At 36.5% G+C, this 25,189-nt stretch carries 28 protein-coding genes; 6 read left to right on the plus strand and 22 right to left on the minus strand.

Annotation, left to right across the window (positions count from 1 at the left end):
* Nucleotides 1-90 precede the first annotated feature (90 nt).
* Complete coding sequence (gene gltC, locus AC4QJR_RS15640) at nt 91-993, plus strand: glutamate biosynthesis transcriptional regulator GltC (RefSeq protein ID WP_098571862.1); 903 nt, start codon at nt 91-93, stop codon at nt 991-993.
* A gap of 183 nt (nt 994-1,176) precedes the next feature.
* On the opposite strand, the gene purD is transcribed toward gltC, so the two are convergent.
* From purD to purK, 8 genes are all read right to left on the minus strand, one after another.
* On the minus strand, nt 1,177-2,439 hold the full coding sequence (purD, locus tag AC4QJR_RS15645) for a phosphoribosylamine--glycine ligase (protein ID WP_496523421.1): 1,263 nt from the start codon (nt 2,437-2,439) through the stop codon (nt 1,177-1,179).
* Between the two features lie 54 nt (nt 2,440-2,493).
* Complete coding sequence (gene purN / locus AC4QJR_RS15650; RefSeq protein ID WP_496523422.1) at nt 2,494-3,072, minus strand: phosphoribosylglycinamide formyltransferase; 579 nt, start codon at nt 3,070-3,072, stop codon at nt 2,494-2,496.
* A 2-nt stretch (nt 3,073-3,074) separates the two neighbouring features.
* On the minus strand, nt 3,075-4,109 hold the full coding sequence (gene purM / locus AC4QJR_RS15655; RefSeq protein ID WP_496523423.1) for a phosphoribosylformylglycinamidine cyclo-ligase: 1,035 nt from the start codon (nt 4,107-4,109) through the stop codon (nt 3,075-3,077).
* 14 nt (nt 4,110-4,123) lie between these two features.
* The gene (gene purL, locus AC4QJR_RS15660; protein WP_496523424.1) at nt 4,124-6,412 is read right to left on the minus strand and encodes a phosphoribosylformylglycinamidine synthase subunit PurL; all 2,289 of its coding nucleotides are present in this window, start codon (nt 6,410-6,412) and stop codon (nt 4,124-4,126) included.
* A complete protein-coding gene (gene purQ, locus AC4QJR_RS15665; protein WP_251458663.1) occupies nt 6,399-7,082 on the minus strand; it encodes a phosphoribosylformylglycinamidine synthase subunit PurQ in 684 nt (227 codons plus the stop codon). The genes purL and purQ overlap by 14 nt, the downstream gene beginning before the upstream one ends.
* Before the next feature lie 12 nt (nt 7,083-7,094).
* Nucleotides 7,095-7,349 (minus strand): phosphoribosylformylglycinamidine synthase subunit PurS, encoded by a 255-nt coding sequence (gene purS / locus AC4QJR_RS15670; RefSeq protein WP_098571856.1) that lies wholly within the window; start codon nt 7,347-7,349, stop codon nt 7,095-7,097.
* Complete coding sequence (purC, locus tag AC4QJR_RS15675) at nt 7,342-8,061, minus strand: phosphoribosylaminoimidazolesuccinocarboxamide synthase (RefSeq protein ID WP_496523425.1); 720 nt, start codon at nt 8,059-8,061, stop codon at nt 7,342-7,344. The genes purS and purC overlap by 8 nt, the downstream gene beginning before the upstream one ends.
* A 64-nt stretch (nt 8,062-8,125) precedes the next feature.
* A complete protein-coding gene (purK, locus tag AC4QJR_RS15680) occupies nt 8,126-9,253 on the minus strand; it encodes a 5-(carboxyamino)imidazole ribonucleotide synthase (RefSeq protein WP_496523426.1) in 1,128 nt (375 codons plus the stop codon).
* Between the two features lie 195 nt (nt 9,254-9,448).
* Here purK and purF point away from each other — a divergent pair, with 195 nt between their 5' ends.
* On the plus strand, nt 9,449-10,828 hold the full coding sequence (gene purF, locus AC4QJR_RS15685) for an amidophosphoribosyltransferase (protein ID WP_496523427.1): 1,380 nt from the start codon (nt 9,449-9,451) through the stop codon (nt 10,826-10,828).
* Nucleotides 10,829-11,070: 242 nt separating this feature from the next.
* Here the strand turns inward: purF and AC4QJR_RS15690 are convergent, their stop codons facing one another.
* Entirely contained in the window at nt 11,071-11,208 is a 138-nt protein-coding gene (locus tag AC4QJR_RS15690) for a hypothetical protein (protein WP_180229983.1), read from the minus strand.
* A gap of 300 nt (nt 11,209-11,508) precedes the next feature.
* Here AC4QJR_RS15690 and AC4QJR_RS15695 point away from each other — a divergent pair, with 300 nt between their 5' ends.
* A complete protein-coding gene (locus AC4QJR_RS15695) occupies nt 11,509-12,204 on the plus strand; it encodes an AIM24 family protein (RefSeq protein ID WP_496523428.1) in 696 nt (231 codons plus the stop codon).
* A gap of 194 nt (nt 12,205-12,398) precedes the next feature.
* Complete coding sequence (locus tag AC4QJR_RS15700; protein ID WP_496523429.1) at nt 12,399-13,541, plus strand: SLC13 family permease; 1,143 nt, start codon at nt 12,399-12,401, stop codon at nt 13,539-13,541.
* Between the two features lie 192 nt (nt 13,542-13,733).
* Here AC4QJR_RS15700 and AC4QJR_RS15705 read toward each other — a convergent pair whose 3' ends face one another.
* The 7 genes from AC4QJR_RS15705 to AC4QJR_RS15735 all read right to left on the minus strand — a co-directional run bounded on the left by AC4QJR_RS15705 (nt 13,734) and on the right by AC4QJR_RS15735 (nt 18,439).
* Nucleotides 13,734-13,907: a hypothetical protein gene (locus AC4QJR_RS15705; protein ID WP_496523430.1), complete on the minus strand. Its 174-nt coding sequence runs from the start codon at nt 13,905-13,907 to the stop codon at nt 13,734-13,736.
* A gap of 137 nt (nt 13,908-14,044) precedes the next feature.
* Nucleotides 14,045-14,671 (minus strand): TetR/AcrR family transcriptional regulator, encoded by a 627-nt coding sequence (locus tag AC4QJR_RS15710; RefSeq protein ID WP_496523431.1) that lies wholly within the window; start codon nt 14,669-14,671, stop codon nt 14,045-14,047.
* 252 nt (nt 14,672-14,923) lie between these two features.
* Nucleotides 14,924-15,283 (minus strand): protoglobin domain-containing protein, encoded by a 360-nt coding sequence (locus AC4QJR_RS15715; protein WP_375375867.1) that lies wholly within the window; start codon nt 15,281-15,283, stop codon nt 14,924-14,926.
* A gap of 150 nt (nt 15,284-15,433) precedes the next feature.
* Entirely contained in the window at nt 15,434-16,087 is a 654-nt protein-coding gene (locus tag AC4QJR_RS15720; protein ID WP_496523432.1) for a vWA domain-containing protein, read from the minus strand.
* Nucleotides 16,088-16,165: 78 nt separating this feature from the next.
* Entirely contained in the window at nt 16,166-16,624 is a 459-nt protein-coding gene (locus tag AC4QJR_RS15725; protein ID WP_496523433.1) for a hypothetical protein, read from the minus strand.
* A 102-nt stretch (nt 16,625-16,726) separates the two neighbouring features.
* The gene (locus tag AC4QJR_RS15730; protein WP_496523434.1) at nt 16,727-18,157 is read right to left on the minus strand and encodes a recombinase family protein; all 1,431 of its coding nucleotides are present in this window, start codon (nt 18,155-18,157) and stop codon (nt 16,727-16,729) included.
* An 87-nt stretch (nt 18,158-18,244) separates the two neighbouring features.
* Nucleotides 18,245-18,439: an acyl-CoA thioester hydrolase gene (locus AC4QJR_RS15735; protein WP_496523435.1), complete on the minus strand. Its 195-nt coding sequence runs from the start codon at nt 18,437-18,439 to the stop codon at nt 18,245-18,247.
* 173 nt (nt 18,440-18,612) lie between these two features.
* On the opposite strand from AC4QJR_RS15735, the gene AC4QJR_RS15740 reads away from it, so the two are divergent.
* A complete protein-coding gene (locus tag AC4QJR_RS15740) occupies nt 18,613-19,017 on the plus strand; it encodes a hypothetical protein (protein WP_496523436.1) in 405 nt (134 codons plus the stop codon).
* 70 nt (nt 19,018-19,087) lie between these two features.
* Complete coding sequence (locus AC4QJR_RS15745; protein ID WP_496523437.1) at nt 19,088-19,711, plus strand: hypothetical protein; 624 nt, start codon at nt 19,088-19,090, stop codon at nt 19,709-19,711.
* Nucleotides 19,712-19,799: 88 nt separating this feature from the next.
* Here AC4QJR_RS15745 and AC4QJR_RS15750 read toward each other — a convergent pair whose 3' ends face one another.
* The 6 genes from AC4QJR_RS15750 to AC4QJR_RS15775 form a co-directional block, all read right to left on the minus strand.
* Nucleotides 19,800-21,485, minus strand: a complete 1,686-nt coding sequence (locus AC4QJR_RS15750) for a phage major capsid protein (RefSeq protein ID WP_496526692.1) — start codon at nt 21,483-21,485, stop codon at nt 19,800-19,802.
* Between the two features lie 5 nt (nt 21,486-21,490).
* Nucleotides 21,491-22,750, minus strand: a complete 1,260-nt coding sequence (locus AC4QJR_RS15755; protein WP_251458632.1) for a phage portal protein — start codon at nt 22,748-22,750, stop codon at nt 21,491-21,493.
* 27 nt (nt 22,751-22,777) lie between these two features.
* Nucleotides 22,778-23,047 carry a hypothetical protein gene (locus AC4QJR_RS15760; protein ID WP_251458628.1) on the minus strand — a complete coding sequence of 90 codons (270 nt, stop codon included), beginning with the start codon at nt 23,045-23,047 and terminating at the stop codon, nt 22,778-22,780.
* A complete protein-coding gene (locus AC4QJR_RS15765; protein WP_251458627.1) occupies nt 23,047-23,514 on the minus strand; it encodes a phage terminase small subunit P27 family in 468 nt (155 codons plus the stop codon). The genes AC4QJR_RS15760 and AC4QJR_RS15765 overlap by 1 nt, the downstream gene beginning before the upstream one ends.
* 144 nt (nt 23,515-23,658) lie before the next feature.
* The gene (locus tag AC4QJR_RS15770; RefSeq protein WP_251459014.1) at nt 23,659-23,946 is read right to left on the minus strand and encodes a peptidase M23; all 288 of its coding nucleotides are present in this window, start codon (nt 23,944-23,946) and stop codon (nt 23,659-23,661) included.
* A gap of 241 nt (nt 23,947-24,187) precedes the next feature.
* Nucleotides 24,188-25,183: a short-chain dehydrogenase gene (locus AC4QJR_RS15775; RefSeq protein ID WP_496523438.1), complete on the minus strand. Its 996-nt coding sequence runs from the start codon at nt 25,181-25,183 to the stop codon at nt 24,188-24,190.
* Nucleotides 25,184-25,189: the final 6 nt, after the last annotated feature.

Below are 25,189 nucleotides of genomic sequence, written 5' to 3' on the forward strand. Positions count from 1 at the left end.
ATGATAGTAATTTTATGTTTTTATATACATATAAACAATATATAATTAAGATTAAATCAATCTCATTTTTATATGAATGGAGGGTTTAAGGTGGAACTACGTCAATTACGATATTTTATGGAGGTTGCTGAGCGTGAACATGTAACCGAGGCGGCAGATAATCTCAATGTTGCACAGTCGGCCGTAAGTTTTCAGATTGCTAAATTAGAAGATGAGCTCGGTGTTCGTTTATTTGAACGAACCGGAAGGAATATTAAGTTAACGCAGATTGGAATAAGTTTTTTAAGCCATATTAAAAAAGCGGTCAAATTGATTGATGAGGCAAAAGAAAAGGTAGATGAGTATTTAGATCCTCAATCCGGCACCATTAAAATTGGTTATCCAACAAGTCTTGCAAGCTATTGGCTTCCAACGGTTATCTCCGCCTTTCGAACAAAACAACCAAACGTTGTTTTCCATTTGAAGCAAGGCTCTTATCAATATTTAATTGAAGCCGTTAAGAATGGTGAAATTGATCTAGCGTTTATTGGGCCAGTACCAACGAAAGATCCTGATATTGAAGCAAAGATACTATTTACAGAAAACATCTCTGCGTTGCTTCCTTCCAACCATGCACTTGCCAATCGAAAAAGATTAGAACTAAACGAGTTACGAAACGATTCATTTGTTTCATTCCCGCAGGGATATATTCTTCAAAAAATTGCCATAGAGGCGTGCAAAGAAGCTGGATTCGTACCAAATATCACCTCAGAGGGAGAGGATTTGGATGCATTAAAGGGACTGGTATCAGCAGGCATTGGTGTATGCCTCTTACCAGAAAGCACCGTTTATGAATCCATGCCGCGATACACGGTAAAAATACCAATTGACTCCCCTCAAGTAAAACGAACCGTCGGCCTCATCACACCAAAATATAGAGACCTAGCACCATCCGAAAACCTCTTCTACCAATTTGCAATCGATTTCTTCCGTGTATTAGAGCAGTTTCAATAGGTGTCAGGCACCATTTAAAGACACTTTAATCCATTTGTCCTTATGGAGTGGACATTAATGATACAGATGTGAAAGAATTTTATTTAAAGACAAAAAAGCCTGTTTATAAGCAGGCTTTCCTATATTGGCTCATCTTCCTTGATGAACCTCTTTAAAATCAGATATTAATAGTCAACGAAATAGTTAACGAAATGCCTTTGATCCTATATCTGTTCGGTAATGAGCACCTATAAAAGATACCTTTTCTACGGATTGGTAGGCCAAATCTCTCGCTTCCTGCAAACGGTTACCAATGGCAGTAATTCCTAGAACTCGGCCGCCATTTGTTAGAATTTCTCCATCCTTTGCAGTGGTACCAGCATGGAAGGCTATAGTCGGATAAGTTATATGTTCCAATCCTTTGATCACTTGGCCTTTTTCGTATGGTCCTGGATAGCCAGCAGAAGACATAATCACGCAAACCGCAGACTGGTCTTTCCATTTCACTTCTACATTCTCTAATTCTCCGGTGAGACTTGCAAGCAAGATATCTAATAAATCTGTTTCAAGCAATGGAAGAACTACCTGTGTTTCCGGATCGCCAAAGCGTGCATTAAATTCAATGACTTTTGGACCTGATTTTGTCAGCATCAAACCAGTATAGAGGATTCCCTCAAATGGGGACCCTTCCTCTACCATAGCTTTTGCCGTTGGTTGGACTATTTCATGAATAATCCGCTCAACCATCGATGGATCAATATGTGGTAATGGCGCATATGTTCCCATTCCACCAGTGTTAGGTCCCTTGTCGCCATTATTTACCGGCTTATGGTCCTGCGCTGGTACCATTGCCTTTACCGTAGTCCTATTCACAAAAGCGAGCAGGGTCAATTCTTCTCCTTCTAAAAATTCCTCAACAACCACCCTCGCTCCCGCCGAGCCCAAGGAAACTTCTTTCATCATACTTTGAAGTGCTTCTTCCGCTTCTTCCAGAGTTTTTGCCACAACGACACCTTTTCCTGCAGCTAAACCATCTGCTTTTATTACGATTGGTGCCCCTTCGCCGCGGACATAAGCTAGTGCATCCTCATAGGAAGTAAAAGAAGCATATTTAGCTGTCGGAATCTGATACTTCATCATTAAATCTTTAGCGAACGCCTTACTTCCCTCAATTAATGCCGCTTCCTTTGAAGGTCCATATACCGCTAAACCCTGTTCTTTAAAATAATTAACAATACCCAATGAGAGCGGCTCTTCTGGTCCTACAAATGTAAGATCAATTTGTTCTTTTTGTGCAAAATCCGCTAATTTCCGAATGTCTGAAACAGCTATGGAAACACATTCCGCTAACTCTGCAATCCCAGGGTTGCCCGGCGCACAATAAATTTGCGCAACTTTAGGACTTTGTGACAGTTTCCAAACTATCGCATGCTCACGGCCGCCTCCCCCTATCACTAACACCTTCATTTCGTCTTACCTCCTAGTGTTTAAAATGGCTTATGCCTGTTATCAAGGTCCCTATCATTTTACAGCCTCCTTATTCGCCAGTCTTTGGATCACTTCTGGTAATAATTTGTGCTCCTGCTCCTGAATTTTTTTTATCAATGTTTCCCTGGTTTCTTGCGAATCAATTGTTACGGCACGCTGGTCGATAATCGGTCCTGTATCCATTCCTTCGTCCACAAAATGGACCGTCACTCCGGTTACCTTTACCCCATAATCGAGTGCTTGTCCAATGGCATCCTTTCCTGCGAAAGCTGGTAATAGAGACGGGTGGACATTGATTATTTTCCGATCGTATGCATGCAGTAAAACATGACCTAACAGTCTCATATATCCAGCCAGCACGATAAAATCCACCTCCAGTTGAGTTACCTTTTCAAGGATTTCTTCTTCATAGGCTTGTTTATTCGGATAATCTTTTGCTGTAAAAGTAAAAACCGGGATTGATTCATTAATAGCGGTGCGGACTGCAAGAGCTTCAGGACGGTCACTGACCAGTAAAACCACTTCAACGTTATTGATTTTTTTTGATTTTATGGATTCTAGAATCGCAGCAAAATTAGAACCTGTACCAGAAGCAAAAACGGCAATTTTCATACTTACTCCTTCTTGAATACGACGTCTTCGTTTCCTTTTTGCACTGTACCGATTACAAACGCATTTTCACCCAACGTTTCCAAGTGATCCAATACGCCCCTAGAGTCCGCAGTATCGACCACTAAAATCATCCCTATTCCCATATTAAAAGTTCGGAACATATCATAATCAGAAATTTTACCTTTTTCTTGGATAAAGGAAAAAATCTCCGGAACCTTCCATGATCCATCCCTAATTTCAGCCTGTAAACCTTTGGGTAAAATTCGTGGAATGTTATCATAAAAACCCCCGCCTGTTACATGCACCATTCCAGTGACATTAAATTTCCGTATCGTTGAAAGGACCGATTTCACATAAATTTTGGTGGGTTCAAGCAACACATTTCCCAATTCAGTCCCCAATTCCACCACATAATCACCCAATGAGAGCTTAGCATCCTCCAATAGAACCTTGCGGACAAGTGAAAACCCGTTGCTATGTACTCCGCTTGAAGCTAACCCAATAAGTGCCTGGCCTTCTTGTACTTTTGATCCATCAATGACATGTTTTTGATCCACCATACCAACCGTAAAGCCTGCAATATCATATTCCTCATCCTGATACATTCCCGGCATCTCGGCAGTTTCCCCGCCAATTAGTGAACACCCCGCCTGTACACAGCCATCTGCAATTCCTTTAACGATGGCTTCAATTTTTTCCGGGATAATCTTACCGCAGGCTAAATAATCTAGAAAAAAAAGTGGCTCGGCCCCTTGGACGATGACGTCATTCACACACATGGCAACGGCATCGATGCCAATGGTATCATGCTTGTTCATAGCAAAAGCAATTTTCAATTTGGTCCCTACTCCATCCGTACCAGAAACAAAAACGGGCTCTTCTATATTCGACAAATTTGGTTTAAAAAGGGCCCCAAATCCACCTAATCCCGTTAAAACCTCTGGCCTGAAGGTTTTTTTTACATGTTTTTTCATTCGTTCAACGGCTTCATTTCCGGCATCAATATTGACCCCAGCATGGCGGTAAGCATCACTCATTCCGTTTCTCTCCTTTACGGTAAATTTGCAGAGATTTCCTGCATATTAAGCTTTTTTAATAATCCCGAACGCATAATGGCAGGTATAGCATTCCGCCAGGCTTCTGCCAATTTAATGATCGGCATAGAAATAACGGTATTACCATTATGTGAAATTGAAAGTTCCTGGCCTTTCACATGACCGATTTCTTTTAGTGGCACCTCCTGCTGTTTCGCGATTTTCTTAATCTTCTCGGCATTTTCCGGAGAAATGGAAAGAATGATTCGAGATTGAGATTCACTAAAAAGGCTAAAATCTGTTCGCAGGTCTTCGGTTACTTGAATTTCGGCACCTATTTTCCCACTTATACAACTTTCTGCTAAAGCAACTGCTAAACCGCCTTCCGCTGTATCATGAGCTGACTGCACCAATCCTTCTTGAATCATTTTTAGGGTAAAAGCTTGTATCTTCTTCTCCAAATCAAGGTTTAACTGAGGCGGGCGCCCTTCAATCTTCCCTGTCATAATTTTTTGGTATTCCGACCCACCTATTTCTGCCTTGGTTTCCCCAATTAAAAAAATTAAATCTCCGTCTTGTTTAAATTCTTGAGTTGTAATATGTTCGATATCCCTAATTAACCCTACCATGCCAATGGTTGGTGTTGGAAAAATAGCTTCTCCTTTTGTCTCATTATATAAGCTGACATTCCCACCAATAACAGGAGTATTGAGTTGACGGCATGCTTCACTAATTCCATCCGCTGCCTTTTCAAACTGCCAGAAGATTTCCGGCTTTTCCGGACTTCCAAAGTTCAAGTTATCAGTAATCGCTAAAGGCTCAGCACCCGAACAAACCACATTGCGGGCCGCTTCTGCTACTGCTATTGCTCCTCCAACAAACGGATCAAGATAAACATACCTTCCGTTGCAATCCGTTGTCATCGCCAGGGCTTTTCGTGTTCCACGAATAGCAACGACAGCCGCATCCGATCCAGGTATGACAGCGGTATTTGTTCTAACCATATAGTCATACTGTTGATATACCCACTCTTTGCTAGCAATCGTAGGCGATGCTAGAAGCTTCTGCAGAACAGAATTATAATCCGTTGGCTCTTCGATGGTTGCAGTTATGTCTATGGATGAATATTGTTTGTAATACGGCGCCTCTTTCGATGGCTTACAATACACTGGCGCATCTTCTGCAAGCTTGTCCGCGGGGATTTCCGCCACGATCTTTCCCATGTGAAGTAAACGGAGTTGGTTATCATCTGTCACTTTACCGATCACAGAAGAGTGGAGTCCCCATTTATCAAATATCTTTTTTACTTCCCCTTCTTTTCCTTTTTTCGCAACGACCAGCATTCTTTCTTGTGACTCGGAGAGCATCATTTCGTAAGCACTCATACCTTTTTCTCGCTGTGGAACAAGATCAAGATCCAATTCAACTCCATTTCCCGCTTTACTGGCCATCTCAGAACTGGAGCTGGTTAACCCTGCCGCACCCATATCTTGTATCCCAACCACATGACCAGAGGCGATCAATTCAAGAGTGGCCTCAAGCAGCAATTTTTCCATAAAAGGATCGCCCACTTGGACGGCTGGACGTTTCGCTTCGGAATTTTCACTCAATTCTTCTGAAGCGAAGGTAGCTCCATGAATTCCATCCCTGCCGGTAGCCGCTCCAACATAAATGACGGGATTACCAATTCCTTTTGCGACGCCTTTTTGAATTTCATCATGGTTGATTAAACCAACACACATGGCATTTACAAGGGGATTCCCTTCATAGGAAGCATCAAAGTAGATTTCCCCGCCAACCGTTGGAATGCCCATACAGTTACCATATCCGGCAATACCCGCGACCACATTTTCAAAGATATATTTCGTTTTTGGATTATCAAGTTCACCAAAACGCAGCGAATTCAATAAAGCGATTGGACGGGCACCCATGGAAAAAACATCACGAATAATCCCGCCAACTCCTGTTGCAGCACCTTGATAAGGCTCAATGGCGGAAGGATGATTGTGGCTTTCAATTTTAAACACCACTGCTTGATTATCACCTATATCAACAATACCTGCTCCTTCTCCAGGGCCTTGTAAGACGTGCGGGCCGGATGTCGGAAAACGTTTGAGAACTACCTTCGAATTTTTATAGCTGCAATGCTCGGACCACATGACACTAAATATGCCGGTTTCCGTATAATTGGGTTTCCGCCCAAGGATTTCAATTACTTTATCAAATTCTTCATCAGTTAATCCCATTTCCCGATAGACCTTCTGCTGGGCAATTTGCTCAGGAGTTGGTTCTTTATGCTGTACCATATTGTTTCCTCCAGTAACTTAAAATAGATGAAAACATACGTTTTCCGTCATCTGTTCCCAGCCATTTATGAACCGCACGTTCCGGGTGGGGCATTAATCCTAAAACATTTCCTCTCTCATTGATGACCCCTGCAATCTCAGAAATCGACCCATTTGGATTCGTCCCTTTATACCTGAATACGATTTGATTGTTCTTTTCTAATTCATCCAATGTCTCTTGATCACAATAATAATTACCATCGCCATGGGCAATCGGAATACGTATCGTTTCTCCTTCCTGATAGTCTAATGTGAACGGAGTTTGGTTGTTTTCTACTACTAAATCAATGAAGTCACAATGAAATTTTAACCGTTGATTTCTTCGTAAAGCACCTGGCAAAAGATTAGCTTCTGTTAGAATTTGAAACCCATTACAGACACCAAGAATCAATTTCCCTTCTTCAGCGGCTATTTTCACCTGCTCCATAACAGGAGACAAGCTCGCAACAGCCCCTGGACGCAAATAATCCCCGTAGGAGAACCCTCCTGGAACAAGAATTGCATCATATTTTGATAGGTCCGTTTCAAGATGCCATACATATTCGACAGACTGTTCAATCGTATCTAACACTGCTTTATACATGTCTACATCACAATTTGAACCAGGAAAAACCAGTACAGCAAAGTTCATCCTATTCCCCTCCTATCCTTCCTGCTTGGTAAGATCAAACCGAAAGTCTTCAATTACGGTATTGGCTAACAGTTTCTCACACATATCCTTTACTCGTTCTTCTGCCGCCTTTTGATCATCGCTATTAATTTCAAGCTCCATGTATTTCCCTATTCGTACATCTCCAACTTCATCATATCCAAGAGAATGCAACGACTCATGAACGGCATTCCCTTGTGGATCTAGTACACTTTCTCTTAAGGTTACATATACTGTTGCTTTAAACATTGACATTACCCCCAATTCTCCGTTGTATTTCTTGATAGGCTTCCTCAACGTTTCCTAAATCCCTCCTAAATCGGTCTTTATCTAACTTTTCCTTTGACTGGGCATCCCAAAAGCGACACGTATCCGGTGAAATTTCATCCGCTAAGATAATAGTGCCAGCTGGGGTTTTTCCAAACTCTAATTTAAAATCAACTAAGATAATATCTTTGTTTAAAAGAAACTCTTTTAAAATCTCATTGATTTTTAGGGCTTGTTTACGAAGTTCAACCAATTCTATCTCTGAAGCGATTCCAAGAACGGCAATGTGATCATTGGTAATCAAAGGGTCTCCCAATTCATCATTCTTATAGTAAAATTCCACAATGGCTCCCGGCAGTTCCTTCCCTTCCTCCCATCCCAGTCTTTTTGCAAGGGAACCCGCCGCAATATTTCGAACAACAACCTCAATCGGGATAATCTCTACTTGCTGAACAATCTGCTCTGTTAATGAAATCTTTTTAATAAAATGATTTTCCACACCTTTCTCTTTTAACAAACTTAGGAAGATCGCACTAATCTCATTATTTAGAGTACCTTTTCCTGCAATTTGACCTTTTTTCTCTCCATTGAAGGCAGTAGCATCATCTTTATATTCAATCCAATACTTTCCTGATTCTGATGTTTTGTACACTTTTTTTGCTTTTCCTTCGTAAAGCTGTTCTAATTTTTCCATTATTTTTTCACTCTTTTCACTCGTTGGTTATGATTTTAGCAGAACGACTCTAATCCACGTTCCCTTATGACCAAATTCCAAGATCCTGAATTTGCTTGTCTATTTGCTCGAGATTTGAACCTAAAAAATTAATGTGACCCATTTTCCTGTTTTCTACGCTTTCCTTTTTGCCGTATAAATGTAGTTTGGCTGTTGGTGGTAACTGCTCAATTTTATCTAGCACTTTATTTACATGCTGACCTAAAATATTAACCATGATAATCGGGCTTAAAAGAGTAGTATCTCCTAAAGGCAGTCCGCATATTGCCCGAATATGCTGCTCAAATTGAGAAGTAATACATGCATCCATTGAATAATGCCCGGAATTATGAGGTCTTGGTGCTAACTCATTTACGATAATTTCACCATCATTCGTAAGGAACATTTCGATCGCAATTAATCCAACTACTTGTAAGGAGTCAGCTATTTTTAATGCTTCCGTTTCCGCTTGAATTCTTTGCTCATCGCTAATTCTTGCAGGAACGAGGGACTGATGCAGGATATTATTAATATGGATATTTTCAGCTGCCGGGAAAGTCTTAGTTTGACCTTGGATATTTCGCGCAACAATCACGGATAATTCCTTACAGAACGGGATAAATTGCTCGATGATCATGTCCATCCCTGCATTTTGCCAAGCCTCGATCGCAATGGGAATGTCCTCCCTGCTTTTTATAACCCATTGCCCTTTCCCATCGTAACCCCCTGTAGCTGTTTTCATTATGTAAGGGAATCCCATACGATCGATTGCCGTTTCGAAGTCATTTTCCGAACCTATGACAAAGAAAGGTGCTACTTTCACATCAAAGGACTTTAAGGTAGATTTTTCCAAGATACGATTTTGGGTTATTTTGAGTAGTTCGCTTCCTTGAGGTACAAAGGATGTAGTTTCTAAAATAGATGTTATAGTAGAATCTACATTTTCAAATTCATAAGTAACCACATCTGAGGAATCGGCAAGTTCTTTAACTGCTTTGAGCTCAGTATAGGGAGCTGTGATTTGAAGATCTGCCACTTGTCCACATGATGAGTTAGGTGTCGGATCCAAAGTAATGAAGCGATATCCCATATTTCTGCCAGCAATTGAAATCATTCTTCCTAGCTGGCCACCCCCTAAGATACCAATCGTTGAGCAGGGTTTAATGACTGTCAAAGCATTTTTCCTCCTTCATCCTTTTTTAAACTTTTAATAATGTTAGGTTTTCCTGAAATGCACTCAAATACTTTTTTAATCAAAAAATTTTCTATTATTTACAAAGCTAATACAATTTCAACAAGACAATCAAAAGGATAAAAATTCTGCTTTCGCCAAAAATAATGAAATGAAATTAACGGGAGGAATACACATATGGATTCAGAAATGAAGGAGAAATGCGGTGTATTTGGAGTGTTTAATCACCCTCAAGCAGCCCATTTAACATATTATGGACTTCATGCACTTCAACACCGCGGCCAGGAGAGTGCAGGAATTGTGGCTAGTGATGGAAAATCATTCAGGCATCATAGGGGAATGGGATTAGTTACCCAAGTATTTTCACGTGAGATCCTTGATGGACTAAGTGGAAATATGGCCATCGGTCATGTACGATATTCTACTTCTGGTGCAAGTTTACTACAAAACGCACAACCTCTTGTATTTAAGTACAGTGCGGGCAATTTGGCCGTTGCCCATAACGGGAATTTAGTAAATGCCAATGTTGAGCGGAAGGTTCTCCAGCAACAGGGTGCCATTTTTCAGACAACCACTGATACTGAGATTATCGCTCATTTAATAGCGCGTTCCAGTAAACAATATTTTGATGAGGCAGGACCGGATGTTCTTAAGCGGATTGACGGTTCCTTTGCTTTACTGATCATGACAGATAAACAAATGCTGATTGCCCTAGATCGTCATGGCTTACGTCCCCTTAGCCTCGGAAAAATTGGTGAATCCATTGTCGCGTCTTCAGAAACATGTGGACTTAATGCGGTGGATGCTAAGTTCTGGAGGGATGTTGAACCGGGAGAATGGCTTCTTGTTGACGAGACGGGAATTAAAACAGGCAGATTTGCTGCTAAAGGTGACGTTTCCCTTTGCTCCTTTGAATTTGTTTACTTTGCTCGTCCAGATAGTGTGATTCATGGAAGAAGTGTTTTATCCATTCGAAAAGAATTAGGCCAGATTTTAGCAAAAGAACATCCTACACCTGCTGATGTTGTTGTTGCTGTTCCAGAATCAAGTGTCCCTGCAGCCATGGGTTTTGCCCAACAATCAGGAATTCCATATGAAATGGGAATCATCAAAAATCCTTATGCCGGTCGTTCATTTATTGAACCAACCCAAGAATTACGCGACTTGGCCGTTCGTTTAAAATTAAGTGCTGTTCGTGAAATTCTCGAGGATAAGCGGGTCGTGCTTGTTGATGATTCGATTGTACGTGGAACGACAAGCAAGCGAATTGTTCAATTGATTCGTCAAGCAGGTGCAAAAGAGGTCCATGTACGAATTAGTTCCCCAATGGTAAAAAATCCTTGTTTTTATGGAGTGGATATGCCAACCAAAGAAGAACTTTTTGCGAACAAACATGAGCATGAACGAGCAATGGGAAGTGTGATTGGAGCAGACTCATTAGCCTTTTTAAGTACCGAGGGATTATTAGAGGCTGTCGATGTAGATCTGGCAGATACTAGCAGTCGTTGTATCGCTTGTTTTAGTGGTGCATATCCAACTGATTTGTATCTGAAGTGATAATCTTTATTAAACTAAGACGTCTAAAATCGAAGTCCTAGTCTTAATTTCACGAATAAACCTAACTTTTGAAATTAGGTTTTTCTTTAATAACAATTAGCCACTGTACTTATTAAATTAAAAGGATAAGATAAAGAAAAACCTTCAAAATTTATGAAGGTTTTTGCTTTTTATTGCGAATATTTGATTCCGACTTATAAAAAAGAAATAGTATCCTATTTCTCCTGAAGATATCCACCTAACTAATTATTATCATTTTCGTATGCGATAACCACTACTTTTTTATGAGCTTGCTCACTTAGCTTTTCCTCTAGTGATTGAATTTCATTTATTAAATTGGGTGATAGTGAAGCTGCAACATACTGATTTTCATTTTCCATTATCATTACTCCTTTACGACATTTGTCATAGATATCTTTAATAACTTAAATATAAGGTTTTCCTGTATCAGGAGAAAGAGATGGAACACGATGCTTGAAATCTTAGGACTTTCTCACTGAATATAAATATTATTTAGTTGTCTACAATGTTTTTATTCATTTTAGTTTGTGTCTTTCCATATTTTGAAATTCCAGGCGCGCTCATGGAAGAATAAAAGGATAAAGTTTCAGTTTCTTCCATATATATGAAACAAAATAGAATAGAACTCGTCGTTATAGAGAGGGAAGGATGTGGGAGCAGTGGACAGATACTCAATTGAAGAATTTATCAAACAATCGGAGCAGGTAGATAAGGGACAGGGTCTTTTTGAATTAGAGACTCCTCGGATGTTGGAAGTAAATCTAGATGGTCAAGTTTGGGCCAAAGCGGGATCGATGGTTTCTTACCAAGGGGAAATTAAATTTGTCCGCGAAGGAATGCTAGAACACGGACTAGGAACCGCGTTCAAAAAGGCGCTCACCGGAGAAGGTGCTTCGTTAATGAAGGCCAATGGAAAGGGGAAATTATATCTAGCCGATAGCGGTAAGAAAATTATTATTCTAAATTTGCAAAATGAATCTATTTACATTAACGGCAATGATTTACTTGCATTTGAACCAAGTATTAAATGGGAAATAAAATTAATGAAGAAAATTGCAGGGATGATGTCAGGAGGCTTATTTAATGTTCGATGTGAAGGAAGTGGATTGATCGCTTTTACTGCCCATTATGAACCACTCACCTTAAGGGTATCACCTGGAAATCCTGTGATTACCGATCCAAACGCAACGGTTGCGTGGTCTGGCAATCTTCAACCTAAATTTCAAACCGATATCAGTTTGAAAACATTCTTTGGCAGAGGGAGCGGAGAATCTATTCAAATGAAGTTCGAAGGTGAAGGCTTTGTCGTAATTCAGCCCTTCGAAGAGGTTTATATGAAAGCAAAGCAAAGTTAATAGGTTTAAATAATCATACTAAAAACTAGATAGTGCCTGACACCATTCATTTGAAGGTGTCAGGCACTTCTTTGTTGTTCCCACTGAACAGGTATTTAAAGATATATTCCTTTGGTATTTTCTTATTTCCAACTATGAATGGGCATGGTAGAATCATATAGTTGTTATATTCTATTAACTACCGGTGGTGCCCTGTGAAAGAATCTGTATTAATTCAAGAAAACAAAAGACTCAAGTTGAAATTTGCTTTTCTAAAAAAAGACATTGTTTTTACAGTTTCTCTTGTATTAGCTGCGACAAGCTGTTTAATTTATCCTCCAAAACTGGAGTATATCAATTTTCAAGTGTTAGTTATTTTATTTAGCTTGATGCTAACCATTAAGGCGTTAGAAGAATTAAGATTCCTAGACAAATTCGCAATTGCTGTTATTAATAAATGTAATAACAGCCGCTCTGTTTCAGCAATTCTGATATTGTTATGTTTTTTTAGCTCAATGTTTGTCACAAACGATGTGGCGCTGCTTACATTTGTACCCTTGACACTTGTGGTCAGTAGGAAAACCCAGATGCCCATGATGGAGACGATAATTTTTCAAACCATTGCAGCAAACATTGGTAGTAGTTTAACTCCAATGGGTAATCCGCAAAATCTGTTCATCTATTCGCATTATGGAATCCGGCCATTTCCATTTTTTTCGACGGTTCTATTCATGGCTGTCCTTGGAATTAGTTCTCTTTTTTTCCTTATAAAAAGAATGCAATATAGAGAATTAAAAGTTGTTCTAAATCCAGTGCCAATAGACGATTGGAAAAAGCTAGCAGTCTGGGGATTGGTTCTAGCAATTATCGTTGCTTCAATTTTTGGAGTGGTCAGTTACCAAGTCGCCTTTGTGCTAACTTTGATAACCGTGATCATATTAAATGTAAAATTATTGATAAAGATTGATTATCTACTTTTGTTAACGTTTATCTGCTTTTTTATCTTTATTGGAAATATATCCAATTCAAATACATTACAAGCATTTGCCAATACAAGTTTAAAAGATACTACGTCCGTCTATTTTAGTTCAATTTTTTTAAGCCAGTTTATCAGTAATGTTCCAGCCTCCATTCTATTGGCAGAATTCACAACTGATTGGAAACCTTTATTATTAGGAGTGAATATTGGCGGACTCGGGACAATTGTTGCCTCATTGGCCAGTGTAATTTCTTACAAACTATTTATACAGGCAAATCCAACCGAAAGTAAAAGGTATTTAATCAAATTCAGTTTATATAATTTTACTATTTTAACGTTTTTAACTTTGATTCAGTTCGTTATCCTTAAACTTTTATAAAATTTTTAAAAAATAAACACCATACATTGAATTGGATGGTGTCTATTTTTTCCCAAGAATTTAACCCTAACTAGCACTAATTTTCACTAAATCGGTCAAATAAAAAGAACTTTCCTTGTTTATGATTAATTTTTTGAAGCAACAGGAGCTTTTTCACCATTTATTCAGTTGTATCTTGCGATAACCTATTTTTTAATTCGATAATCCTAAAAAATTCTCCAATCTCTTCCTTAAAGATTTTTTGCCATACATGCTTTCATCTTGCGGTTTTGGAGTGTTATTAACATACATCCATGCAGACTTGGCGTTTTTTTCCACTTCCTGTTGTTTAATTCCCATCATAGTTTGGTAATCATACATTCTCATATTTAGTTCATCCTCTCACACAAAAAATATAAAAAACGACCGTTCGGTTTATATAATGGTTCAATTATTCTTTATTTGTTCCTGATATTATCAGCAATTCATACGTGCAAAAAACAAGCCGATTAGAGGGGCTTGCCTTATTGCTCAGATATTTCTTTTACCCTTAGGATATACATTTTTTTTATTTCTTTTAATACCTCATGGTAGGGATAATCTTCGTATACTATAGTCTGTGAGACCACTCCATCAACCATCGACCAAAAAAGATCAGCAAATATTTGGGGTTTCACATCTTGTTTTATTTCACTAGACTTTTGCCCGTCTCTAAGAATATCAGTGACCTGCGAAATAAAATATGTTTGCCTGCGATTGCGTAAACGTTCCTTTAATTCTTTGTTCCTTGAAGAGTGAAGCTTGAACTCTAAGTGAACTGAAAAACGTGCTTTATTTTCTTCGATAAAAGGATTTAGGTCTAAGTATATTTCGAACAAGTAGTTTAATTTTTCTATAGCTGATGTCTTTTTAGATATTTCCTGATTCAGTTCATCGTAAGTTTGACTCGTTTCTGTACTCATTAATTCAAGATAAATTTCATCTTTACTTTGAAAGTAATTATAAATCGCACCTTTGCTAATACCGGAATGTTCCACGATATCATTAATCGTAGCAACTTCGAAACCTTTCTTCGCAAAGCAAACAAACGCACTTGATAAGATTTCTTTTTTCTTTTTCTCTTTATAATCATCAGAGACTATTGGGGGCATTTTATCTCCGCCTTTATAATTAATAATTATTTATTTATAATATGTGAAACATTCAAAAACGACCGTCCGGTTTATTTAAATTTTAGCTTATATCCACCTGAAAAATCAACCAAAATTTTCCTGAAATTCTCATACAAGACAAATATAATGGTGTCAGGCACCAAAGACTATTTTCTATCCATACAGCAAAAAAACCCTTGTTAAATTAACAAGAGCTTAAACATCCATTTATTACAATGAATAATTCGGGATTCACTTAATAATCTTATTCAACAAAAAATCGACTTTCTCAGTCAGTTGTTTTTTTACACTATCATCCATGTCCATTTCATCCATCGTCTCTTTCAATTTACCAAACCAGATTGCTGCTCTATCTGGAGCGATTTGAAATGGGTGTCGTTCTTTCACTTGTGAGACTTGCTTCCCTTGTTCCTGATCAGATTCCCCCGCAACTAGTCGGTTGATAAATACTCTTTGCCGCTCCTTCAATAATTCGATATCCGTGTTTCTTTCATTAAACATGTTAATGTAGTAGGAATCTTTTAGCAGCTTATCATAAAAACGGTCAACTAACTCATTCACTTTATCCTGTTCCAATACAATTGTCATCATTTATTCCCTCTTTTTCTTATGTAAAGTAATTTCTCCTATCATTATAGTGTAAATTAAAATCAAAAATTGTGATTTACATCACGGAAAGTGATTATGGAAGAAAAAAAGACACCTCTGTCATCACAGAAGGTGTCTAAACTTTATAGTAAATTAAACATTCCTCGAACGACGATTATAATCCCTTTCAATGTCTTTTTTCCAGCTTCGATCAATCTTTTTGCCACTGCGAAGGTTAACCACAGCTTCATTTACCGCTTCATAATTTAATTGCGTTCCTTCACCGTCCGCGTGGTATTCAACAGCGAAGTCCTCATCGATACCAAATCGCGCAGCTGTTGAAATGGCATCGATATTGGCACCCAAGAATAAGAACTCCCACCCAAATTTCTCTTTTTGGCACTGAACCATTTTTTTGATTTTGTCCGCTGTGAATTCACGACTGGCATTTTCCATCCCATCCGTGGTAATCACGAAGAGTACTTTTTCGGCACGTTCATCCTCTCTGGTTCTCTTTTGTACATTCACAATTTTTTGTATCGATAAACCAATCGCATCCAATAACGCAGTGGTGCCGCCGACTTCATAATCTTTTTCAGTAATAGGAGAAATGCCCCTTACATTGATTCGGTCGTGTAATAAATCGTAATCGTGATCAAACAACACAGTTGTTACAATAGCTTCGCCCTCTGCCTTTTGCTGTTTCTTCAGCATCGCATTATATCCGCCGATGGTATCCGCTTCAAGACCTGCCATGGAGCCGCTTTTATCCAAAATAAATACTAATTCTGTTAGATTTCTTTTCATGATTATCATCCTCCGCTTTATGATAAACAAAGGATAACAAATATTCAAAACCAAATGGTCGCTTTAAAAGCGACATTTTTATGCGCCAAGTAATGGCTGGTCAAAAGCAAATAAGGCCTCATTGATTTCATGAATATTGTAATTTGCCTGTTGAATAAAGTACTCAATAATCACATCAAATTTATTGCTCCGTGACAAAGTATAACCAGCAGTGGCTAGAAGATCAATCGTTTCCTCCACGTTTAACTCTAAAGCAACAGCAAACGCAATCGTGGTTTTCTTTTTCGGAGTATAATCACTTTCATTCCGAATCTTGGAGAATAATCGCCGGTCAATATTCGCTCGTTTATATGTTTCCACATCTGTCATACCTTTTTCATCAATGAAACGAAGCAGCCGTTCGGAAAAAGATTCATCAAGTTCGTCCAATAGATTGACTAAGGAATACTCTGCTTCTTTATGTACATCCTGCTGATCAATCTCGATTTCTTGCTGGCTTTCCCATATATAAGGTTCTTGTCTAGTACGCGTAAACATGCTTTCTATTTCTTCCACATAATGCTCATCAATATATTGATGAATTGTTCACATAGAATAATTTAAAATAAGCAAAAAAATAACCCATACATTTAGTACGGGTTAAAGAAACTTGATTTTTATTTCAATATTATCATCTTCACGGACAAGCTCAATTCTATCAATAATCTGTTTAGCTAATGTATTCAGTTCTTTTTTACTTATGCCTTCTGTGTCCCATGCTTTCTTAAACTGTTTAATTGCATATAGTCTTTCTTCATCCGTTTTCTCATTATTAGTAATTGCAAGTGATTTTTCAATTAAGCGAATTTCGTCCTTCAATTTCTGTATTTGAGTTTGAAATTTATCTGTTTTGATTTTTAATTGAGTTTTATCTAACATCCCTTCAGCATACAAGTCTATCAATCTGTCGGTGCCATTTTCTAATCTTTCAAGTTCCTCTTGTTTATTCCTTAATGCTAACTGTAAAGTTGAATCATCCTTTTGTTCTGTATGCTCACTATTGAGCAATCGAGTCTGATATTGTTCAAGTTCGAAGAATAATTGTGCATATATAACCTCTACACTCATACCTCTATTGCCACACTTGTATCCAAATTTATTAGTCTTTGTACAAGTTTTTATATAGGTTTTCCCATTTGACTTATTATTTAAGAAGCTCATTGCCTTTTTACATTTACCGCAAAAGATTAGTTTTGAGAGCACTTGTATATTACTGCGAGACCCAGCAGGTTTTACTCGCCTTTCATTGTGTAATGCTAATATTCTTTCATGTTCTTCCTGAGTTTTTAGCGGTTTATGAATGCCTTCAATATAATTTTCTTTTCCGTATTTGGTTTTACCTAAGTGTATTTCACTCATCAATATTCGTCTTATTGTGGTTTCATGCCAATCACCTTTTCTTTTTGTCTTAATGCCTAATCTGTTGAGTTCCCAGGCAATTTCATAAGTTGGCTTCATTTCATTAAGGAACATCTTTTTCATAAGGTTATAGATTTTAACATCTTCCTTGTCGACTTCAAGCTCACGAGTAATTCTGTTATAGACATATGGATACGGTGGTTGACCACTAACCCATTTACCCGACTTCGCTCCTTGTCTTTTACCTCGTAACATTCGCTTTTTAATCATTTTGTACTCGTAGTTAGCCATCAGTTGCTCAAAGTTTGTCATAATATTATTTTCGTCATTGAAGTCATAGGTTCTGTTTGGAGTAATTACAAGAGTATTAGATTCACGAAAAATTCTTTGTATTCTTCCTATTTCCTCTAAGTCTCCACGAGTTAGTCTGTCCAAATCAACTACTAAAACTGCATCATACAAGTCGTTTTCAATGTCGTTTAACAATTGAACCATTTCAGGACGAGCTTCAATAGATTGAGATGACCCAATTTCCTCATATAATTTGTAGTTAAGATTATGCTTATTTGCATATTCTACTAATATATTGCGGTGTTTTGATAATACATCTGCCTTACCTTCTTCATCTCTTGACTTCCTCAGATATATTGCAATATCTTTAATCGTATCCATTTCTCTCTCCTTTAAAATTTATTTACATCAATATATATTAATTTTAACAATATTTACCAGTTTTTTATATAGAAATTTTAAATTTTATTATCTTAATATAGATTCGGCAATCTTGCTCATGTTATCAGCTAATTTATTTATTGATTCATTTGAAGGCTTATTTGAAACTCCTGTTACTGTCAATTTACCGAACTTAAATAATGTCTTTATTTGTCCGTTCTCTAACATTTTACGGCTTACTAACTCTACATTTTTATTATCAAAACTTCCAAAAATTTTCATTTCCAAACACCTCATTTCAATTGTGTATGTATTATATATAGAAGTTTTTCAAACGTAAACTTGATTAAATAATTTTATTAAATGCAAATATAATCAAAGTTTTAAGGTTTTAATAGATGATAATACTAGATGTAAGGATAAAAATGGAATAAAATACGATAAAAGGAGGTTTTATGATGAAAGAGTTTGATCCAATTTCACAGATGCATAATAATCTTTGGGATTTACAAAAGAAGTCTATTGGGCTTGTAAATAAAACTCAAGAGGAAAAAAGAGAATTTAAGGAAGCTGTAATAAGTAGATTAGACCAAATTGCTGAAAATACAGCTAATCTACCTGATATGTTTGTTTTAATGTGGGCTAATAATGAAAAACAAGAGGAAATTTTCCAACTACTTGTAGAAATATTAAGCATTAGTAAGGCTCAAACAGAACAAGAAGCTGAAAGCAAATATCGTCAAGTTATGAAGAAGATTAATGACTTTAGCGGGGATATAGAAACACTACAAAAAATTAGAGAATACGGTGACCTTGCCTACAAAACTGTAATGACTTTAATAAAAGGCGAGCCATCTTAAGCACCTTGTAACTGGGTGCTTTTATTTTTAATCAATGAAATTGATATTTTATTGTAGAGGAGTAAATAAAGTGGAAACAATTTTCATAGAGGCACTGTTTGATGATATTTATAAATTTATAAAAGAAAACATTCATACGCTCACTTGCAATGACCTATACACTTTCAAAGAACGGTTTTATAATAAGTGTCTGGAATATAAAGGAAACACTAAAGACTTAACAGGTATCACAGAGCTATTAGTATCAATGTTTTTAAAAGCGTTCAAAGATGAATTAAATCTTCCTTTAAAACTCGAAAACGGTGTTTCAAAAGTAGGATATAACCTTAGAGAAAATGAACTTGATTATGCTTTTATTAGATATGATGGAAATATTGAATATGGAATTTCTGTTAAAAGAGCAGTTGGCACTGCTACCCTTAAAGACCATGAAAAAGACACAACAATCATCAATAAATTCAAGAAAAAAATTGTCTTAGTACAAGACTTATTCAGAATTGATAATATTAAAAAAGGAAGTAATGGTAATTTTAAATCTGTTACAATTATCTTTAAAGCGATTGAAAATAAAAATGATATTACTACGATGAAGGAAATATTGGCGGAATATGAAGAATATCAGCATGATTATATAATCCTTGAGGGGAACAATGAATTATTGTTTTCAGTGCTAAGAAGGAAATTACATATTTAAACAAAAATAAAATGACCCGATGGTTTTACCCATCGAGCCAAAAGGGAGAGTTGGAAACGGTTTTTACACCGTTCTCATTCCTTATTTATTATTTTACAGATAGTAAGCGAATCGCATAATCATTAACTACTTTTCCATCAAGGTAGATAGAAGTAACAATTAGCTGTGAACCACGAAGAGCCTGAGTTGAATCAGCAAAGACGTGTTGTACTTCAATACCCTTCTTGATAAGTGTTCCATAAGCTTGTCCTACGTTAACTAAAGCAACTGCCTTGTTACCTGTAGCGATACTTGGCATTACATCAGAGATAAGAACTGGTAATCCCATCATTGTGTAATATTTTGACCCATTACCATTCTTGAAATCTACAAGGTAGTAGTTGTTAGTACCGTCTTTCAATTTAGAAAGAGTGTTGAAAGTTGAGCGGTTCATAACAAATACTGCATCTTCTACTAACTGAGGATTCATAGAGTTGAACAATCCTAAAACATCATCAGTAGTAACAGAACCAACTGCTCCAGTTTGGATAGTAACTGATGCATCTAATGTTGCAGTTAAGAAACCTTCCATTTCAGTAGTCCCGTTCCCAGATACAATAGCTCTATTAATAGAGTTAGCGATACGACGAGCCAATACATCAATTGAATAATTTACAATGTCAAAAGCAGCGTCATTAATTAATTGTTGAGATAATTCAATTGCAGCAGTCAAACGCTTTTGTTGCAATTTTACTTTAACCATTGCGAAGTCAGCAGGTGTAGCGTTAGTCATTTCACCTAACCATTGAGCTCCGCCAATATCAGTTTCCTTCAGTACTTCAAGATATCCGGATACAGTTGGGAATTTTTTAGATAGAGCAAATAGTGGAGCGACTTCCTCTAACTTTTTAACAATTTCATCAGCGATTGACGTTGGGACTGTTAAAGAACCAGGTGTTGCAGAAGTTGTAATTGCACGGACCTCTTCAGAGTATAAATTACCTTTAAGGAATTGTTCAAAACCACGTTGTTCAACAGAAGTTTCATTTGGGTTTAAGATTTCAATCATATTTCTTACCTCTTTCTCTTCGATTTTTGTATTAAGAATTTCAATTTCAGACTTTAAATTTGAAGTCCTAATTGCTTCATCAGTTGTTAAACCTCGGCTTTCAACCTCAACAACCTCCGCAATTTCTTCTAATTCATTTAGTAACTCATTTCTTTTTTCAATGAGAGCTTTTTTATTCATTTCTTTTACCTCTACTACTTCTTGTGCTTTTGGTATTTCGATATTCTCAACCAAATTAATTCCACGAGCAGAGATTGTAGAATTTGCATAAGCTGGATCTCTAACAACAGATACTTCAAATAAATCAAGTTCAGTAACAGTACGTTCAAAATAGTCACCCATGTTGCGCCATGAGTCCTTAACAGCACGGAAGCCAAAGGACATATTCCGCAAGATTCCAGATTTTATTAACTCATAATAATCCTTACCCCAAGATGTTGCGCTTATCGTAGCTGTCATGTATAGTCCTTGTTCATCTTCGGTCAGTTGTAGAGAGTCATTTCTTGTTGAAGCTAAAATCTTTTCTGAATCATGTTCAGCAAGGAAATGAACCTCTTTTGCTTTTCTGATTGCATTAGTAAATGCACCTTTAGCAATTTTTTCTTTGAATTTTTGGGATTTTCCCAATAGCTCACTAAATTGTTCCGTTTTATTGACATACCCTGAAACAGTTAATGAGCCATCATCATTGGTTTTAAATTCTGATTCATTGAACCTTAGTTCCATCTTCACTATTTATCACCTTCTTTATCTTTTGGCATTGGAACTTTTCCGTCTGTAATGGTAGTTGCCATATTAGGAATAATCATTTGGTCTTTCTTAGCGTCATAAAGGACATTACCTAAAGACCACATAAAGTAATCGTTGTTGATACGGTTCTTATCAAGGCTCGCTCGCCCTTCATTAATGCTTAATAAACCATTTTTAACTGCAAGACCGATAGTCTCAACACGTTCCTTCTCTGTTGCACGAAGGATTTCAGACGTATCAAAGCGGAAATAATAACCGTTATTTTTCTCATTTTCCAATAACATTGACTTGTCGAAAGCGCTTTCAATAGCTGTTATAATCGGTGACAAGGTATATTGAAGATAAGCAAGGTTTTGTTGAGAATTTGCACTGTACTTATTAAATTCAGCGCTGATAAGTGATTCATCAATACCGAACAACTTACAAATGTCAGAGTTAGTTATTTTCCTAGATGTTACTAATTGTAATTGTTCAGGGTTTAATGCAATCGGCTTGTACTCAATACCTTCTTCTAAAATAACTGTTTTACCAGCATTCTTTGCACCAGCATAAAGAGATTCCCAACCTGCTCTTAATCGTTTAATTGCTTGTTCTGATAACCTATTTAAAGATTGAATGACACCAATCGGAAGTGCCCCATTTTTTAATAGATTTTTAGAATATGAATTTTGTTCAAGAGCTAATTCTAAAATATCTGACCCATGCTTTAAAATACCTTCATTACCTGAGTCAACAATAATTAGGTCTTCATAATCAAGTTGAACACTTGCGCCTAAACCAGTGTAAACAACTTCAACTTTGGAAAGAGTAATTCCGTTTGTTGTATATTGTTTAAATTGAACACTGTTTCCCTTAAGGGCATGAAGTGAAATAATTGAGTTCCCTTTTTTCTCAATGTAAATAATTGCTTTACCGTAAAAGAGGTAATCCTTAACCAACTGTCTCTTAAAGGCTTGACTATCAGTGAAGTAATTAGCTTCTCCATTTAGCAACCTTGTTCGGTTATCGGGTACTCTTACAACTTCACCATTATTCTCTTGGTATAAGTTGATTGGAAGTTGTGAAATAGTTCCTTCAATTAGGTTTAAACAAGATTTAACTGCAGGTATTGTCATAGCTTGTTCTTCAGTAACTGTAGAACCACCCAGTAATGAGATTATAGCTAAGTTTTGTCCGTTACTAGTATAAAAGGAACGTTCCTCGACTTCATTTTGTTTATTCTTAAAATCAAATAATCCCATAATCTTTTTCGTTCACCTCCTACTTTCTTAAGCCATTTGTTGTTTGTATTCTTGAACAATTCTTAACATCTTTTGATTTTCATTTTCTGTTGCCTTATATTCCATAAGTTCTAAATACTTGTTGTAACTTACATGAACCATAGCTTCAACTTTGATTAACCATAGCAACGGATCAATAACCTGATTAGCAGCGACAAGAGTTCTAACTACATCAATGTTAGGCAGTTCATTTTTTATCCAAGAATAATTTGAACCATTATCTTTACGTAAGTTTTCAATAGTAAGTAAATGTTCCATTAGAATCCTCCTAACAATTGTGCAATCAGTTTATCGCCTTCATTCGATTCACTAATGCTTTGTAATTTTGTTCTTGTATCAGCAGTAAGGCACAATAGCTTTGCAAGTTCATTTGCCTTAGTTGTGTGCTTGTTTAACAATGCGGTTGCAGGGTGTTCTTTCTTACCATGTAACGACTCAATTATCTGTCCTTCTTTCGAAATTATTCTGTGACAATCCTCAATCAGCGAATAATAGAAAGCAAGATTTTGAATCAATGGTTTATCCAAGTCATTTATGAGTTCAAGTTTCTTTAACTCTTTCACAATGAACAGATAATAGTTTTTAGCACTATCATTGAAGTACTCAGGAGGATTGTCGATATTGACTTTTGAAAAAATACCGCTAAAATTTTTTTCTTTTGCAACAAGTTCTTCGCCAGTAGAGCGCCCTTTATTTCGGTCTTTTAATTCTTGCGGTTTAGCCATATAATCACTCCTTTTTCCTCTTATTTACAATTATTTACAAAAAATAGTTCTTGGGCTTTTGTACACTTGGGTGTAACTGAAGGTGCACAAGTTATCATACGCCGGTCAACCATTTTTTTAAGGACTAAACGGGCATATATTTGCTTACATTCTCTTAAAAATTTTCATCAAAACTCTTTTTTCTTGATTATTTAACTCATTGCTTACAATGTACTTATTCATCAGAACAAACAATACTCTATTGTTCTTCAACTGTTGCATCTGTTTGTCCAACTGTTTTAATAACTGTTTATCATCTGTCTGTTCTTCTAAATCATTGAGTATTTGCAGCTGCATATCAATTAACTTTAATGTACTGTTTGCATTTTGAAGTATAATTTCATCTATATCACTCATTTGTTTATTTGTTTTATCTATTAATTCACTAATCACCAATGTTATGCACCACCTCTGACTTTTTACTTATATGTGAATATGAATTGGAACTTCTCTAAAAAAAATGTTGCCCCACCAACTGCTATGTTAGTGGAGCTGGACAAAAAGGGAAGGTGAAGACGTTTTTATCGGAGGAAACGCCTTTAATAAAAATGAAAACTCTTATTGAAAAGTGTAATGTTATGCTTAGTACCATTACATAATATAATGGAGAATTTCCTCCTAATCGTGGACAGTTTTAAATAATTTTTTCTAATTTATTTATTAATCTTTCAAAACGTCTTCGATTAGTTTTATAGTTATTATTTACCTTTAAGCAAGCTAGTAGATCGCCACGGTAATTGTTTTTTAGCAACTCAATCATTTCAATATCTTTACTATTTAATTGTTCAATCTTAATACCGTTTTCAATAGCTTGTTCAACATCAGCTATCGGTATAATGTCAGTTGGTTTTGTAATAGAGTCTTTATCAGCAACAAGAGCCTTAAATATTGAGTAATGTTTACCTGAAGCAATTTCACCTGAAAACTCAATAGTTTGCTTACTATTTGCCTTTACACCACTTCTTTTTTGGATTGGCTCATGTTTTGTATAAGAACGAACAATGGCGCCAATATCACCAAACAATATTTCTTTGATTTTCCTTCTAGTTGCCTTATTTCCTTTACTAGTTCCTGATTTTTTCATTTTCGATATATAATATTGAATTAAATTAAAACAATCCTCAACGAGGTTTCTGGCATCTTCATTATTTTCAAGAGTTTGATAAAACCATAAATCTTCAATAGCTGCACCATTATTGATTAGCTCATAATCACCTTTTAACAAGTTATCAACTGTATCTTCGTATTTTAATAGTCTTTCACGATTTACGATTGCATTAGTTAATTGAGCCTCTGCAACTGTTTCTTCATTGTCATTTGAGTATGAAGGTAATTGCTGTTCATTTATTTCAACATCTTTCATTCTTTTTTCATCAAGAATATTATGTTCATTTTTCTTGGTTGTAAGGTTTTCACATTCTAAAATGTAATCGGCGAGGTACTCTAATACATCATTAGTTGTCGCAGTTGTTTTACTGCCTTTGATTACCTTTTTACTGTTTGATATGTAGAAACTATCTTGAAGTTTCTTGTTTTCAATTGCTGATATTGCCTCATTCATTCTTTGTTGAGTGTTCCATGAATAACTTAAATTTTCTTCTTTTAATACACTTTTCACATTCTGCTTCATTTTCTC

The organism is Neobacillus sp. BP17, assembly GCF_059579525.1.